The following is a 16,084-nucleotide window of genomic DNA, read 5'->3' on the forward strand; positions in this document are numbered from 1 at the left end:
GCCGTCGAGGGTCGACAGCTCCACCTGCGCCCGCAAGGCGTCCTGTTGCGGCCGTCCCGCCGCGACCTGCCCCTGCGCCACGGCGAGCAGCCGCTTGAGGACCAACTGGTTCTCCTCGGTGAGCTCGATCGTGTGGTCGATCACGTAGAGCTGGTAGTACGCCCTCTTCACGTCCGCGATCACACGCAGCCGCTTCTCATGCCACTGCTGGAGGGCGATTCGCGTCTCCTGTAACGCGATCCGCCCGCGGCGGTCGAGCTTCTCCGGGACGGGAAACTTCTGCTGAATGCCCAGAATGAAGAAGTTGTCACCCTCGGCCGTTCGGGTCGGCTCGGGAAGCGTCTTGGTCAGGAGGACGGGGTCGGGCAGGGCCGTGACTTGGGCGATTCGCTCCGCCCGGCTGCGGGCCAACTCCGCCGCGGCCTGGATCTCCGGATTGTCGTCCTTGATGGCCGACGACACGACCACGACCTGCGCGTCGGCAACGACACGATCCTGGGCGGCGCCGGCGACGACACCATCATCGGCGACAGCGGCCTGCTGCTGGTGCCGTTCACCGACAGCATTCCTACCGGGACCGGCAGCGGCATCGAGGCGGCGCTCGAGTTCCTCGATTTCATCAGCGACATCGTGCACGTGATCACCGACTTCAGCTTCGTCATCCGCGAGGCGAACGCCCAGGCGCACGACGTGCTGATCGCCGACGCCCTGGCCGGCAATCCCGACGCGGTCAAGCCCGCGATCGACGAGATCGTCGATCCCGACAACCACGACCTGTTCATCGGCAACGACACCATCGAGGGCGGCGCGGGCAACGACCTCATCATCGGCGACGACGGCGTCATCGTCACCGCCGTGCTGGCCGATCCGACCGTGGTTCGCAACCCCGACGACGAGAAGGCCATGCGGGACCGGCGCGACGAGCTCAACGCCGCCGTGGGGGCTGTCTTGGCCGGCCTCCATAGCTTTCAGCCTGTCCGGCGCAGCTAAATCCTTGAGATTGCCGAGGCTGATCTTCTTGGCGGCTGTCGCAAGATCAAGGCTGGCACTCTCGCGCGCCCAACGTAGTATTTCAGGATTGACCTCAACTCTGCTCATTTTCCGGCCAGACAGACTATCCAATCGCCCAGCAGTTTATCGGAAAGCGGCCATAGTTGGTGCAGTTTCGCTCTTGCAGCCCTTTGAGTTTTCAAAACAAGCCTCAACGCTCAAGTACAATTCGGAAGTCACTGCCGCCGATGAAAGGCGGTATCACAGCGCCGTGCGTTTTGTGCTGGGCATACGCATCCAGTGCACCGTCCAAGAAACTGGAAAGAATCTGATTCAAAGGTCGGTCACCGGACCGCAAATTGCTGTAACAAAAGACACGCTGTTCGCGCGCCCGTTGCACGACATTTCTTACAGTGCACAACGCTGCACAGTGCACTGACGCAAACGCCCCGCATATATCCGCGAGTTGGACTTTAATTGACTGATTTGCCTAAAGAAGCCACTGCCTGAGTACGGCAGCTGGAAAACTCCCGCAGATGTCTCACAACCTGATTCTAAGCGGTTGTTTCTCAGATCGAAATCACTGTCTGAGTATGGCGCGTGCCGTCAGGATTCTGAGCGGGCCGTGACCTACTTGCGCCATACCGTTCGAGAGTTTCTTCATCACCTCCCTAAAGCAAGCGCCTAGCTCAGATCTAACGATCCCTGGTCGGGCTCCTTCCAGCGGGTAAGGGTGCCGTACTTTTGCCGACGACGCTGCCATTGTCTGCATTGACCGCGCAGCTTCCGGTCCCTAAATTGGGGAATTGCACTTTTCTCGTGCACGCAAAGCGGCAATATCTGAGCATCGATCCAGTCCCAGAAGTCTGGTACGGCGAGCGGATTGACGTCAAACCACTCACCGCGTACCCAGTACTTGGAAAGGAGACTGTGAGCCTGGGATTCGACGTCTTCCGCCTCATCTCGACACAGGAATGGGCCCAGGACGAATACAAAGCGCAGCGGGCGTGGGTTTGCCGTTTGCATCGAGCTTTTTCGCCTATCAAGGTCGTTCGCGTGCCCTATCTTGAAGTACACCGATTCGTTCTCACGAATTGCTTGCTCGCGAACGCAATAGATGTAATTTTCCATCACGCTTCTCCATCATGCAGGCTCGCGCCCAATGGAGATCACTATATTTGGTGGCTGGAAGTGCGTGGTGTGGAAATCGTCCCGCGAAAATCAGGTTTTGGCGGGACGAATTCCCTTGAGAAACCTGTGCGCGCTGGCCGGAAACGAGTTCAAGAAATCGTCACGACCATCCTCCGTAAGCCAAACGACAGGACCGCCCAACCCGTCCGAGTACTTGTCTAGAATTTTTCGAACCAAGTCTGGGTATTTGGCTCTCGACTCGTAGCTATTGACCAGCGTTTTTGATGAAAGGTCTAAGTCGAATTTCTCAATGACAGCCTCAGCGGCTTTTCTACTTGATAGACCAAAATCCTCGATCAGAGTCCGCATATCAAAGTACACAAACGACCGTTCAATTTGTCGGTCGAAATCCTTAAGCGGTGACGCCGAACCGCTGCCTTTTGCTTGCAACCCGAGTCTCGAAGCAACCAGATCCGGATCTTGATCCTCCAGGATCTTGCCGAAGGCTTCTGCTAGTGGATCGAGGATCCAGCGTCCTGGAGCAACACCATTCTCGACCAGAGTTACAAAAGCGGCTAGCAAGATGGGCGCGCTACCAGAAACACTGTACTGGAATCGAAAAACGTCATAGTCCAGCCAATCTTCGGTCTCCAGCACGTCTGCTGTTATGCCCGGGAGCGGCTCGTCAGCCATGCATTCGATGATCCGCTCCAAGTGACCAACTGCCGATTCTATTTTTCGCAGCTTCCGATCGTCAGTCTCATGGTTTATGCGCTCAGACAATTCTTTGAGCGCTCTCTGCGCCCGTACCCGAAGTAAAGGACGTTCGTGTTCGTTGTAGTTCCGAAGAGTCTCGCCGGACTCGTTGTCTTCGACATCCGGCTCGAGCGTCTCTCCCCCATCTTTGGGTTGGCAGTCGTTTGGCTTGTTGGAATTGGACATCGATTAACCAGTAGCGATATATGCTGAGAGTGTAATCTGCCACACAATATCGCCTGTGTGGTCGCCAATTGACCTGACTGTTAAGAATCTCCTTGGGGACGGAATCTTAACTTTCGACACTTAGTTGGCGACGCCAGGCCTATGGACCCCCTCACCCCGCAAAACTCCGGAGAAAAATGCGCAACTCGTTCAATGAACTACACCGGCACGTGCCTGAGTAGAGCACGTATCTATTACCCAAATCGCTTATATTCTATTTGACACGGTCCGTGCCTTAGTTGGGCAAAGGCCATGACTACATATGGACTGGATCCAATGTCCGCTTTACGCTCAATAGCGGCCATTGGACTGATACGATGCTAAAGGGCCGCTAACGACCCAAAGCGGACGTTCCTGTCGCTCGAATCGGCTCAGATTATGTTAACCCTCCGGCGAACTGACCGACCCTGTCCTACACTTAATAGTTAACAACGAAAAAGCCAAACCGGCGCGGCGCATCATTTTTACCAGGGGGTTCAAAATGACTTTGATCAGAACGTGGAAAAGTCCACAAATTTTCATCTTGATTGTAGGTCTCGGCTTGTCAAGCATTGCGGGCGCGACGTCTGAACCGCTTGGCGTCATCGTGCAAACGGCAAAACCGTATGATGCGGTGGTCGCCGGCATTGAGGGCCTTGGGGGGACGGTCACAATCCAATACGTGAACGCCGACGCGATCGCCGCACAGATTCCAGCCGACAGGTTCGCTGATCTCATGCGATTGAACGGAGTTGACGCGGTAGAAAAGGACATGATCGTCGAACTTTCAACGCCGAATGGAAAGGGTCGTGGTCGACGCGAAAAAAAGGACACCACCGTCGAACCTTCAACGCCGTCAGCGCCAAATGAACAGACCCGCCGCCAGGCGCTACGTGCAGACAACGTGCAGCTCCTGGACGGGGACGCGGCAGCCGCAATGCTCGGAGGCGATCTGCCAGACAACTATTACAGTTATCTGAGCCAGGTCACCGGAGCTCAGGACACGTGGGCAGCAACCGGCGCCGGCGCAGACAGCCTGGTGGCAGTCATCGATACCGGGACCGATGCTTCGCATATTTGCTTGGCGGGGCGGGTACTGGCAGGACCTGATTTCTCCACGGATCAAGGTACGAGCTTCGAGGGATCGACCTTGTCAAGCAACCACTTTCACGGCACGTTTGTGGGCGGGACTATCGCCACGGGTAATGGCTGCGCGATTCTTGATGCGCTCGTCGGCGGTTTGTTCACGACGCATTTGCCCCCGAACGCCTTTTTCGATGGGGGGGGATTTGCGGTGATCCCGCTGCTCGGCATTGCTCCCGAGGCGCATATTTACGCAGTTAAGGTATTTCCGCACACGGGTGCCGGGGCTTCATCGTCCAGAATCAATGCGGCCATTGACCACGTAATCACGCAGAAGCTATCAGGTGCCCTGGATATCGACGTGGTCAACATGAGCCTAGGCGGGGCCTCGCTCTTCGACGGCCGAACCGTTCAGGAGATGCTGGTGGATGCCGGCACCGACGCGGGCATAACCTTTGTGATCTCATCGGGCAACGAAGGGCCCACGCCCAACTCAGTGGCTCGACCGAGCACAGCCTACAGCGCGGTGACAGTAGCAGCCGCAACCGATCCAGTGCACACGCGCATCTTTTGGGACTTGATTTTTGGTCCCGGGCAGGGATTGGCCATGTACCCAACCGATGAGCGCCGCGTTGCTGATTTTAGTAGTCGTGGACCCAGTGCTGATGGGCGTAACGCCGTAGATATCATCGCTACTGGCGTGTTCAACTTCTCGCTGTTCCCCGGTAACGGACTCGGCTGGGCATCCGGAACGTCTTTCTCCGCCCCGCAGATCGCCGGCGCCGCCGCGCTGCTGAACGCCTGGGCCGAAAACAACGATCCATCCATCGGTCCGCAGGCTATCAAGAATGCGCTCATGGACGGAGCCGTCTCGGTTAACGGCGATTGGTCCGAGGATGCCCAGGGTCAGGGCTTTTTGAATGTGCCCAATTCTCTGGCGTTCCTGCAGAGCGGTCATGTGAACGACGGTTCACGGCATGACTCGAACGGCGCGTTGATTCCCAACATTCTGCTGGGTGTAGCTAACGAACATACGGAGACCATCACGCTCGGACGCGGCCGGACGCAGGACTTCGTGTTCAAGATCGATGAGAACACCGAGCAGGTCGAGGTCATCGTCGATGTCCCCGGAGCGATTCCAGCCGGTCCAGGCGCAATCCCAAATTCCTGGGAGCTCTACATCAAGAGCGCCAAGCACGGAGGCACTGGCTATTTGCTCGACACTGCCAACATCTTTGACGATGCATCGGTGGTAATTGGTGATGGCACGGTTGACCAGTTCGGCGCGATTGGCGGCGGCGTGGTCAGTCCAGCGCCCATGGAGCCAGGGCTGATGAAGGTGACCCTGGAACCCGATTGGACAAATAACACCGGTACGCTGACCGCCACGATCACAATCCGTCGTACGCAAGGACTCAACACCAGTAATGCCGGTGGCACGACGGGCACCATCGGCGATGGGGATTTTGGATGCTTTGCGTTTAATGTTCCTGGAGGGACCTCCGAAGCTGTTATCGATCTCTCATGGAAACATAATTGGAGCAAGGTACCGACGAACGATCTGGATATGTTGTTTGCATCACCATCCTCGCTTCCGTCCCTTGATTTCACCTTTCTGGATGGGGCAACCCTCAACGCACCAGAACGTCAGGTTATCGGCGCTCCGGAAGCTGGCCTTTGGTTTGTTTGTGTAAATGGATTCGCTGTATTCAACGGACGTGATCCTTTTGATTTGTCGGTGACGTTAAACGATTAGCAACCGACGTTCATGTAAGGAAGACAATTCAGGGGCCTCGAAAAAAGGCCCCTGATTATTTTGGGCGGCCTCTCTATAGCGATTGTCGCAGTGATTTCAGATAGTACGACCGAGGTTGCGCCCATTACCAAAAACTTGTGGTGATACACGCAAAGGGTGAACGACTGGAGGAAGGGGAAATGCTTAAAAACCCACGGTTTTATTTTAAAGGCCAGTAAACGAGTAACTAAGGACATCAACAGACTTTCTGACGAAAATACCCGATAGTTCGCTATCGGCAGAAGTTGTGGATGTCCTTGCGACCAGTTCCGCTTCTGGCCGAAAGCAGACGTTACGCAACCGTTAACCTAGACTTGATCTAATGTCCGCTTATGGCCGAAAGCGGACTGTCTAATTTGAGTTTTGCAGCGATTTTAGTGTCCGCTTTACCCCCGGAAGCGGACATTCAGCTAATATTGCCATGAAGGGCCGCTAACGACCCAAAGCGGACATTCCCGGTCGCCCGAAAATCTCCCGATTATGTTAACTATCAGGCGATCTGACCAATTCTCAACTATAGTTAAACAATAACAACGACAAAGCCAAACCCGCCTAAAGACGGGGACGGAAAGTCACGGGTCCTCGCTTCCTCCGAGAAGCCATGGATGACTCCTCGAAGGACTCAAGACCGCCGAGCCGCCGAAGCGTTTCAACCACGAAACGGAGGGGAGCCTCATGAATATTTATCGATTCGTAGCATCCATTCTTTTGGGTACAGTCTTGTGGTTTGGGGGATACCAACCCGCGTCCGCTCAGGGGACGTGTGTAGCGACGGTCGACGGGTCCGATCCCATCCTCAGTTTTGACTCCATCCAAACCGCGTTAGACGAGGGTCACATTTTTATTTCGTTCACTGGAATTTGCCCGAGCTTCAATATCTTTGGGATTAACAACGTCTCAATCACCGGAGATGGCACAGGAGCTGGTGCAACCTCTGTGATCGACGGGGCTGTCCTCATTTTCGGCGCGACCAACGTCGTGCTGCGGAATTTCATGATCAAACCGGTAAATTCCCCTGCTTCGGACGTCATTCTATTGGTGTTTCGGGGGAGCTACGTGGGTGTGATCAACAACATTGTCCTTGAGGGTTCGCTCTTTCTTCTCCGGAACGCCGGAGCTGAACTACGGAATACTACGATCACAGCGCCAGTCGGTCTGGGAGCCGTGCGAGTGTTTCGTAGCTCATTCCTCCGGCTCGGAGCAGGCAACTCCATTCAAGCCACAGATTCGCTGGCAGCCGTAGTTATAGCCAGTGATTCGAATTTTATCATGCGTGACGATAGTACTACTCAGATCAACGGGGCGCCCTTCGCGCTCCGCGTCGAACGCGGCTCTTTGGCAGAGATTCGGCGAGGCGTCATCACGGGTGATGTGGTCGGCGATCTACACAGTGTGGTCAGCTTCGGAGACCCATTCCAAGGGGGCGATGTCAGCGTGTCCGGTAACCTCACGATCGGCCGGGATTCCGCCTTGGTCTTTGAAGTTCCTGCAGGCTTTGGAACCGTCACCTTCGATGGTACGGTGACCTGCCTTGATGACGAGTCGAGTGTCTCGGGCTCTCCTAGCGGTACTGGTGTTTTCTCGTGTACCGGCTTTGATCAAGTAAAGTCGGAGAAGGACAAGAAAAAGTAACTCTGAGCCCGAACCATCTCATCTACGCCGGTGACCGGAGCCCCGCCCGTGTGGCGGGGTTTTTCTATCTAATGTCCGCTTTTGGCCGAAAGCGGACTGTCAAAAATCGGCTTTTGCTCAAATCGAACGTCCGCTTTACCCTCGGAAGCGGACATTCAGCTAATATTGCCACGAAGGGCCGCTAACGACCCAAAGCGGGCATCGTGCGTGCGGGCAATTAGACTGTAAGAATCGGAAATTTAGGGGGAGGCCACCATGCTCCACTCGCGCCCCATCTGGTTCGCACTCGTCCTTGTGACATTGGTGCTGCCGAATACTTCCGCCGCCCAAGACGACGACTTGCGCATCATCGAGTTCGAGACCAGCGAGGTCACGGCGCCTGATGTCGCGGTCTCTCCTGATGGTGAGTGGTTGATTTTCACCATGCTCGGCCACCTGTTCCGGTTGCCGGTTGAAGGCGGCGAGGCCGAACAACTCACCTTCGGGCCCTACTACGACACTGACCCAGTGTTCTCGCCCGACGGCAACCGCGTGGCGTTCGTCTCCGACCGGGATGGCAGCGAAGGCAATGTATTCCTGCTGGACGTGGCGACGGGACAAATCAGCCAGTTGACACACGAACCCTGGGCCGGCCGGCCGTCTTGGTCCCCTGACGGCCAGGCGATTGTCTACCTGAGCTTCGTCCGCGAGGCATTCAGGGCCGAAACCTGGCATTCGATGCCGGCTGCGGTACGCCGAGTGCATCTGGCGACGCGGGAGTTAGAAACCCTTAGCCCGCCGCAGCGCCTCTTTCGTTCAGTCGTCCACCTACCGGATGGCCGCGTAGCCTGGACGTTAATCGAACGCGAGAAGAGTTCTCCGCGTTTGACGACTCGAATTGAACTGATGAGTGCCGAGGGCACGGTTCGTACGCTCCGAGTGCTAGGGTGTTACTCGGATCGAGTTGTCGCGAGTCCGAAAGGAAATGGACTGTACTGCCACTGTGCGCAAAGTTATTTCGTCCCGGGGTCGCAGGGGCTTCTGTTCATTCCGCTCCCTGACGGTGACGAGCAGCCGGTGGCGGACGTGTCAAGTCGATCGGGCCTCGCTCCGCGGAGCCCTGGCTTCGCTGTTGATCGGAACAACCGAACGCTTTATGTGGGCGAAGCCGGGCGGCTGTGGAAGGTTTCACTCTCCGACGGCACCAGGGAGCCGATCCCCTTCGACGCACGGGTAACACTGCAGGTACAAGAGCCGACCACTCCGTCGAAGTTGGCGCTCGATCCGCGAACCTCGCAACGACCGCGCAGCATCTTGAGCCCGCGGCTGTCGCCGGACGGCCGCAGGCTGGTTTTCGTCGCAGCGGGCTACATCTGGCAACAGCCCCTGGATGGAGGATTAGCAAGAAGGCTTTTCGAGGGCAGTGCCCTAGAGTGGGAGCCCGTTTTTTCGCCGGACGGTGGGCAACTTGCCTTCGTCCGCGACCAATACGGAAAGCAGGAAGTCCGGGTGTTTGACTTTGCGAGCAGGCAAACGCGCACGTTGGCGGCCGGGCTCAGCTATTTGGGTCTAAGTTGGAGTCCAGACGGCCAGCAAGTGCTCTTTGTCCAGAGATCGATCTCGGGCTATCAGGTGGTGGCGGCACGCGCCAGTGATGGAAGCGAGGAGACGCTCGCTTCGGCTGGCAGGTGGTCACCGCGGCCGCACATATCCGGTGACGCTCGCTGGCTCTACTCCTCGGCCAATGGAACGCTCTACCGCAGACCGCTCGCGGAAAAAGCAGAGCCTCAGCCGGTCACCAATTTGGAGCGGCATTTGAGCGATGGGCTGGTCTCGCCCACCGGCAAGTGGCTGGCGTTCCGGCGCAACACCGAGATTTGGGTGGCGACCCTCGGGCATGATTTGGTGCGCGAGGAAGAAGTTCGCCAACTCAGCCCCGAAGGAGGCGATACGTTTGCCTTCACCCCGGACGGGACGGCCCTTGTATATGCTGTGGGCCACCGAGTGTGGCGCCATCCGCTTACGGATGGTGGACGAAAGGAGATCGCCATCCGGCTCGAACTGCCGCGAGCGACGGCACCTCCTGTGTTGCTGCGGCGGCTGCGGGTGCTCGACTTCGACACCGGCCGCTTCGGTCCCGAGGCCGCTCTGTTGATCGATCAAGGGCGCATCCGCTGGATTGGCACCGAGGCGAATTACGAGCTTCCACGGGAAGTGTCGATAGTCGATGCCAGGGGCCGCTTCGCTATCCCGGGGCTGTTCGACATGCACGCACACGTTTCTCATCGCTATGTGACTTATGCGGAGGCGTTTCTCGCATATGGCATCACGTCGGTGCGCGTGCCCGGGGCCTGGCATACTTGGGTGAGCGCCTTGAGCGATCGCGGTGAGGAGCCCCGTGACGCGGTGCCGCGCTTGGTTTCGGGCGCCTTTTTCGAGGGGCTGCCCCCGGTGTTGGGCGACGTGGACGTACTCATCGAGGACGGAGATAACGCCAAAACCTACGTGCATCGGGCTAAGGCGTGGGGCGCGGACTTCATAAAGGTGTACCCCTCGCTTTCTTGGCCCCTGCAGCGGACGATCGCCGAAGAAGCCCAACGGGTAGGGTTGCCTGTTGCGGGCCACGGCACCAGCGCGGAAGAAGTGGTACGAAGTGTGATTCTGGGGTTCGCTGTACTGGAACACTACTCGGAGGCATCTGACGACATCCTCCAGATGCTCGCTGCGGCGGGGACCAGGTGGAATCCTACGCTAGGTGTAAAAGGAGGAGTGATCCAGTTGGTAAAGGATGAGCCGGAGCGGCTCAAGGACCCAAAGTTTCGCGCATTTGTTTCCGAGGCGTGTTTTTCTGCTCAATCGGCAACGTTTTCGGACAACGGGGCCTTGCAGTTGCGCCGCGATACATGGGACGGGGAACTCGCGGGGGTTCGCGCGGCGCATAACCGCGGCGTGAAGCTCCACGCGGGGAGCGATTGGGGATGTTTCTACGGGGCCCCGCTTCACTGGGAGCTAGAGTTTCTTGTCGAGGCCGGCATCCCGCCGCTTGATGTGCTGCGAATGGCCACCCAGGAGGCGGCTGAAGCGGTGGGCGCGGAGGACGAGCTTGGTACGCTCGAGCCCGGCAAACTGGCCGACCTCGTTTTGCTGGATAAGAATCCCCTCGAAGACATCAAGAACACCCAAAGCATCTGGCGGGTGATCAAAGGTGGGTGGATGTTTGACCCCGAGGCGATGCGGCCGGACCGGAATTAAAGGGAACGTTCAGGCGATCACTGGCCGTCACGTTTAGGCTGAGCTTGTTATGTCCGCTCCTGGCCGAAAGCGGACTCTTGCTAGTCTATGGATGGCTCCATTTCAGTATACTTAGGCCTCCATTTACCCTTCACTGGAGCGAACGCTATGAGAAAACTAAGGAGAAAAACCCTGTGGCTGCGGCTGTGGTGGAATGACAAGAGGCGGCTATTTCCAACCAGGACACGATAGCAAGCTGTATGCGGCTATCATTAAAGAAGTTGGAGGCCTTCTTCAGTTACGTGGCCTAGTCGAGAAGGTTATTGGCCGCGCAATTAAGGTAAATTAGTGAACAATTTTCCAAAAACTTGTCATTACTGCAAAGGCTATGTGGCCTTTAGCGACAACGAGTGGAAAAAGCATAGGAAAGAACAGCACAATATTGGCGGCGGGTTCAAATTCGACTTGAAAACCGGAACCAAGCTAAATGTTTGCAAGATTTGCAATTGTTGCGGCATAGAACACAATCCTGTAACCGAATTCGATGATCCGAAACGCGGGACCGTTTATCTTTGCAACTTTTGCATTAGTATTCGCAATTCCAAAAAAGTGGGTGAAAGGCCTTTCCAGGCTGGTGGTTATGGAACCAATAGGCGTTATTAATCTGTTGCTAACATCGAGTTGAAATCGATTCATCTGACTGGAAAGACACCTAACAAGTCACCCCGCCGGCCGCCAGTCTAAATCACGTTGTAATGTCCGCTTCTGGCCGAAAGCGGATATGCCCAATTTGTATTTGTAAGCAATCTTGCGGCTAAATCTGCCCCCTCGATTGCCACTCGACGCATTAAGAAGGGGTAGGCAATACCTTTGCCTACCCCTGTTTTGCCCTTGGTCGAGCGGCTCCCCTGTTAGGTCAATTCTATCACTTCCTCCCTCACAAAGTAGCGCAGCCAACCGGCTGGCGGTTCCGGCTCCCCTGACTTCGTCAGTACTGGGGGGCGCTTGGCCGTGGCCGCAACAAAGTCGTCAACGTCCTTGCCGTTATAGCGCTTGATAGCGGTGAACCACTTGGCGCGGGCGCTGCCTTTCTTGTACTCGGGTGTTTCCAGAATTTTGATTTTCATGTCATACCTCCTGTTAGAGGTGATCGATCGATACCTTGATTCTGGATAGAAAACAAGTAATAGGATTTCGGAATGGCGGCTTCACGCTTGAAAGCGGCCGGTCAGGTGATACGATAGGGACAGACTGCTACTGACCCAAAGCGGACATCGACAATAAGCACGGAAGCAACAATGAAAAATCCACTGCTGCTCGCCCCAGCAATACTACTTGCAACACTACTATCCGGATTCGATGTACAGGCATCGGATGAAGCCACCGCTGTGGAAGAAACGGTAGAAGTGAATTAACTAAGCAAAACCGAGACACCGGATACTCAGCCTTCGCGTCCAGAGGTTGCAAAGGTCGGCGGCGATTCGCAAGCAATTGAGGTCGGCGACGACATCGAAATCTCGGGTGCCTTGAGTATAGATGATGAAGGTATACCGACAGCAGACGACGATATTAAGCAGCAAATGCAAGAAGCGATTTCCTTTCTGGACGGGTTGTGGAGGATTTGGAACGCGATAAGCACGCCCGTAATAATCTTGTTTGGATATGTTCTACCGGCGTTCTTCATTCTTCGGGATAGCCGCGTCAAGCTGTCTGAACGTGCGCTTTGGTTGCTCGCGACGTTCGCCGTGTCATGGCTGGCTTTCTTGGTATTCCTGTGGATTGCTCCTCTATTTGGCAGCCCTTCCGAATATGAGGACGAAGAAAGCTCGACATTCAAAACGTCGAGGAACGTCCTGACGGCAGGTACCAGCGTAGCTGCAGCAATTGCCTTCGGTATTGGTGCTCCGTTGACAGTTCTTACACTGCAAATAGCCGATGCCAATCAAGGATTTGCATTTTTCGCCGGTCTTCCGCTAATTGCGGGAATGGCATTGATGATCCCCGGGGTCGTGCTGGCGGTCGCGCTGGCCATTAAAGGATTACGTAAGTCAGTCGAACAAATCGCGGGTCCGAAAAGACAAGGCGTTGCACCAGCAGTCATCACCCTGGCAGTTGGCGTATTGGTATTTGTGATTCCTATGAGCTTTCGTAGTTACCGTAACGGCCCACTCCTTAGGCTCTTTATAGAAATTGCCGCTATCATTGGCTCTCTAATGGCAGTTATTGCCCTCGGCTATTTGCTTATTCAGCTGATTTCAGCGGCACTCAAACGGCGACGTCAGCAACGCTAGACTGCACGCTGGTTCCCCTCCCGCACTTTGAGAGTCGCTTATTCAGATCGAACAATCTCGTGACTTCGGGCACTTCCAAAGACCGCTTTTGGCCGTTTGCCGCCTGTCAGATTAGCGATTAACGAGCCAACTGAACGGCCGCTTTTGGGGAAAGCTGTCTATCGACCCCAATATATCAAGCCGCCGCGGCAAGCTCGATGCTGTCATTAGCCAACTGCTTTTCTGCATCTTGGCGTGCTCTAACGCGGCGCATATCTAACCCACGCCAGCGATATGAACCGCCCCGTGTATTCCGGAAACTATTAGGAGGACTCTGTCTCTGGATATCGACGCTAAATAAAGAGGCGCACGAATGCTGGCCAGATACCCGTCGAAATGAGAGTAGTGCTAATTATTGGTGCCAAAATCAATACCGATAGCACGCCCCAAAGTGTTGCCAGCTTAATGCGTCTTTCTGCATAAAGATCATGTGCCACTACTGTCAGCATCAGGATGAGGCCACCGACTACCGCGAAAGCGACCTGAGGTGGCATTTCAGAACCTGCCAAGAAGGATTCTGAGAAATTATAAATTGGCGGAATGCGTCCGATCCGGTCTATCGCCGGCAATATGATTTGCAAAGAGGCGAAAATCATGAGCCGCTTATGGGTCGCAGGCCGTCGCCGCATCAGGACTCCGGAGGTAATTAATATCGCAAATCCAATCACAGTGTTCAGATTGGCGAAAGCGCGTCCTGGCTCATCATCGATAAATGGTGCATCACGCATCCCGAGTGTCACCAAGTTGACCGTGACGACCGCAATCGCAACGAAAAGTCCGGCGACGCCCATGCGCCGATGAATTGCCGTCCGTCCCGTCGCGATCAAGCAGGTCTGTGCGAATGCTAAGCAGAACCAGGTCGTCAAAATTACTCCGTGCGCATAGAGATGAGCAGGCAGAGCGGGCTCTCCGAAGAGCCGATGCAGAAAAAAAGTCCGCGTGAAGCCTACGAGTACTATAAGCAACATCAGCGCCGACAGAGTAATGAAGAACCGGTCCCGATTCGGTCGGACAACGGGCGTAGCGAGTGGAATCATCACACAGGTACACAAACAGGCTAAATGTGTGTGCGACGATACATTAGGTTATTTGCTGAATCCAGGATTCACGGTGAACTGCAACGATCAGGCAATGCGCTCGCTGAAGTGAATACGGCGGCGCCAAAGTTGCCGGCACGGAATTGATTGGCTATATAGTTAGCGAAAGCCGGAACTTCACCGTGGGATGCGGTGGTGCGATAGGCGATAGACGTCCGATAAATCTGCAGCGCATGCTGTTGATATGGCTCAGTGTAGTCGGCATTTTGATCCTGAGATTGCACCGCTCCAACGGTCATCAGGAGTAATCCAAGGGCGGTCATTAGGGTAGGAGCTCGGCCCAAGTTGATGTTCATCATTCGTGTCCCGAAGCATTTCTCAAGGTAACATTCTAGCCATATCACAAAGCAGACATTGCCACCGCTCGAAATAATCATTCGTCATGTTAACCCCCCGGCAAAACTCTCAATCTTCTACTACGCTTAAGAGAGAACAACGACAACGGCAAATCCGCCGAAAGGCGGGGGGAGGTGACAACCGTGCCGAAGTTCATCGATGCTCATCCCATGACGCCGTTCACGGCGGACGAGCTGAAGAAGTTGCAGAACGCGCCGCCGGACGAGTTCGGCGTCACGCACCACGACATCCTGTTCAGCGAGAAGGAAAACATGATCTATTGCGTGCTGGACGCCCCGAACGCCGAAGCGATCGACAAGCATCATGCAAAGGCCGGCATCAAGTGTGACTATATCCACGAAGTGACGTCGACCCGCGGGTAACGGCAGTGGGGATGAGGATGGTGATGGCCTAAGCGACCTCGCCGAGGCTTGCGATGTCGGCACCGATCCGTGTGTCGCCGATACGGATGCCGCCAGATTGTTCAGGTCTATTGCGACATCGGGGTAGAACCTTTGTGCTGGTGCTGTGGTTTAACTGCGCGATATGCGTCAATTACCCCAGCATCCAATTTGGCTCCAATGCGAACATCAGGTGGGGAGGTTTAGGCTGCGTCTATGAGTCTGCTGGCGCCTAGAAACAGACACTCCAGATTGAGCATATAGGCCAGCCAGGTTAACTTTTCGGCAAAATCATCGATCTTGTACTAAACTCCATTCGAAACGAATGACAAGGCGAAACCCTCCGAAATGAGGCGACGGACGGGCACGGGTGCTCGATTCCTCCGAGAAGCCGTGGATGGCTCCCCGAAGGACCCCAAGATCGCCGTGTTGCAACTTATACAGATGGAGAAAAAACATGCGATATTTGATGTGTTTGATTGGCATCGTGTGCTTGGTTGCTTGTAATGGTGGTTCAAACGGCAACTCGGCGAGCGATTCCGTAGCGACGCAGCAATCAACTGCACAGCAAGAGCAGGAGCAAGAATCACTATACGACCGGCTGGGTGGGCTGGCGCCAATTTCGGTTGTAGTCAGCGATTTTATCGACGCCCTAGTGCCGGATGAGATGCTCAATGCGAATCCTGCGATCGATGCTGCGAGGAAGAGCGTGCCGGCACCCTATCTGAAGTACCACGTGACTGCCCTTGTCTGTCAGGCCACTGGCGGGCCCTGTAAGTACCACGGCCGTGAGATGAAGGAGGCTCATGGGCATCTGAACATCACCGAGCAGGAATGGGATCGCATGGTTACCATCTTCGAAGAGGTACTGGCCAAACATCTCGTCCCGGCGACGGAGACTCAGGAACTTCTCGACATCGTGGGTTCGACGAAGGCAGATATAGTCGTTTCCGGTTAGCAACGAGGACACAGCAACGAGGACATCCACAGTCTTCACGAATTAGCAACGAGTAGCTAGCAACGAGTTAGAGCAACGAGGACATCCACGGTCTTCACGAAGGACAATAGGCCGCCAACACTGTCATCGACAGGCTTTTGGATCGCGTGATGGAGCCCGTG

At 55.6% G+C, this 16,084-nt stretch carries 14 protein-coding genes and 1 riboswitch; of the genes, 8 read left to right on the forward strand and 6 right to left on the reverse strand.

Annotation, left to right across the window (positions count from 1 at the left end; all coding sequences use genetic code 11):
* On the reverse strand, positions 1 to 411 hold a 411-nt coding region (locus IIA05_11635), incomplete at its 3' end, for a TolC family protein (GenBank protein ID MCH9027745.1).
* On the opposite strand from IIA05_11635, the gene IIA05_11640 reads away from it, so the two are divergent.
* Positions 379 to 990, forward strand: a complete 612-nt coding sequence (locus IIA05_11640; GenBank protein ID MCH9027746.1) for a hypothetical protein — start codon at positions 379 to 381, stop codon at positions 988 to 990. The genes IIA05_11635 and IIA05_11640 overlap by 33 nt on opposite strands.
* 28 nt (positions 991 to 1,018) lie before the next feature.
* Positions 1,019 to 1,429 (forward strand): hypothetical protein, encoded by a 411-nt coding sequence (locus IIA05_11645; protein ID MCH9027747.1) that lies wholly within the window; start codon positions 1,019 to 1,021, stop codon positions 1,427 to 1,429.
* A gap of 245 nt (positions 1,430 to 1,674) precedes the next feature.
* Here the strand turns inward: IIA05_11645 and IIA05_11650 are convergent, their stop codons facing one another.
* The gene (locus tag IIA05_11650) at positions 1,675 to 2,121 is read right to left on the reverse strand and encodes a GIY-YIG nuclease family protein (protein ID MCH9027748.1); all 447 of its coding nucleotides are present in this window, start codon (positions 2,119 to 2,121) and stop codon (positions 1,675 to 1,677) included.
* Positions 2,122 to 2,211: 90 nt separating this feature from the next.
* Positions 2,212 to 3,063 (reverse strand): hypothetical protein, encoded by an 852-nt coding sequence (locus IIA05_11655; GenBank protein MCH9027749.1) that lies wholly within the window; start codon positions 3,061 to 3,063, stop codon positions 2,212 to 2,214.
* Between the two features lie 520 nt (positions 3,064 to 3,583).
* On the opposite strand from IIA05_11655, the gene IIA05_11660 reads away from it, so the two are divergent.
* The 3 genes from IIA05_11660 to IIA05_11670 all read left to right on the forward strand — a co-directional run bounded on the left by IIA05_11660 (position 3,584) and on the right by IIA05_11670 (position 10,822).
* A complete protein-coding gene (locus tag IIA05_11660; GenBank protein ID MCH9027750.1) occupies positions 3,584 to 5,920 on the forward strand; it encodes a S8 family serine peptidase in 2,337 nt (778 codons plus the stop codon).
* Between the two features lie 570 nt (positions 5,921 to 6,490).
* Positions 6,491 to 6,603, forward strand: a riboswitch (cyclic di-GMP riboswitch).
* Positions 6,604 to 6,634: 31 nt separating this feature from the next.
* A complete protein-coding gene (locus IIA05_11665; GenBank protein MCH9027751.1) occupies positions 6,635 to 7,591 on the forward strand; it encodes a hypothetical protein in 957 nt (318 codons plus the stop codon).
* Between the two features lie 255 nt (positions 7,592 to 7,846).
* Positions 7,847 to 10,822 (forward strand): PD40 domain-containing protein, encoded by a 2,976-nt coding sequence (locus IIA05_11670; GenBank protein ID MCH9027752.1) that lies wholly within the window; start codon positions 7,847 to 7,849, stop codon positions 10,820 to 10,822.
* Positions 10,823 to 11,712: 890 nt separating this feature from the next.
* Here IIA05_11670 and IIA05_11675 read toward each other — a convergent pair.
* Positions 11,713 to 11,928, reverse strand: a complete 216-nt coding sequence (locus IIA05_11675; GenBank protein ID MCH9027753.1) for a hypothetical protein — start codon at positions 11,926 to 11,928, stop codon at positions 11,713 to 11,715.
* 399 nt (positions 11,929 to 12,327) lie between these two features.
* On the opposite strand from IIA05_11675, the gene IIA05_11680 reads away from it, so the two are divergent.
* Positions 12,328 to 13,092, forward strand: a complete 765-nt coding sequence (locus IIA05_11680; protein ID MCH9027754.1) for a hypothetical protein — start codon at positions 12,328 to 12,330, stop codon at positions 13,090 to 13,092.
* 332 nt (positions 13,093 to 13,424) lie between these two features.
* Here the strand turns inward: IIA05_11680 and IIA05_11685 are convergent, their stop codons facing one another.
* Both IIA05_11685 and IIA05_11690 read right to left on the reverse strand, forming a co-directional pair.
* Complete coding sequence (locus tag IIA05_11685; protein MCH9027755.1) at positions 13,425 to 13,997, reverse strand: hypothetical protein; 573 nt, start codon at positions 13,995 to 13,997, stop codon at positions 13,425 to 13,427.
* Positions 13,998 to 14,236: 239 nt separating this feature from the next.
* On the reverse strand, positions 14,237 to 14,524 hold the full coding sequence (locus IIA05_11690; protein ID MCH9027756.1) for a hypothetical protein: 288 nt from the start codon (positions 14,522 to 14,524) through the stop codon (positions 14,237 to 14,239).
* 183 nt (positions 14,525 to 14,707) lie between these two features.
* Here IIA05_11690 and IIA05_11695 point away from each other — a divergent pair, with 183 nt between their 5' ends.
* Positions 14,708 to 14,947 (forward strand): DUF4242 domain-containing protein, encoded by a 240-nt coding sequence (locus tag IIA05_11695; GenBank protein ID MCH9027757.1) that lies wholly within the window; start codon positions 14,708 to 14,710, stop codon positions 14,945 to 14,947.
* A 487-nt stretch (positions 14,948 to 15,434) separates the two neighbouring features.
* A complete protein-coding gene (locus IIA05_11700; protein MCH9027758.1) occupies positions 15,435 to 15,923 on the forward strand; it encodes a group 1 truncated hemoglobin in 489 nt (162 codons plus the stop codon).
* Positions 15,924 to 16,084: the final 161 nt, after the last annotated feature.

Source organism: Pseudomonadota bacterium (assembly GCA_022572885.1).
Taxonomy (GTDB): Bacteria; Pseudomonadota; Gammaproteobacteria; order Steroidobacterales; family MnTg04; genus MnTg04.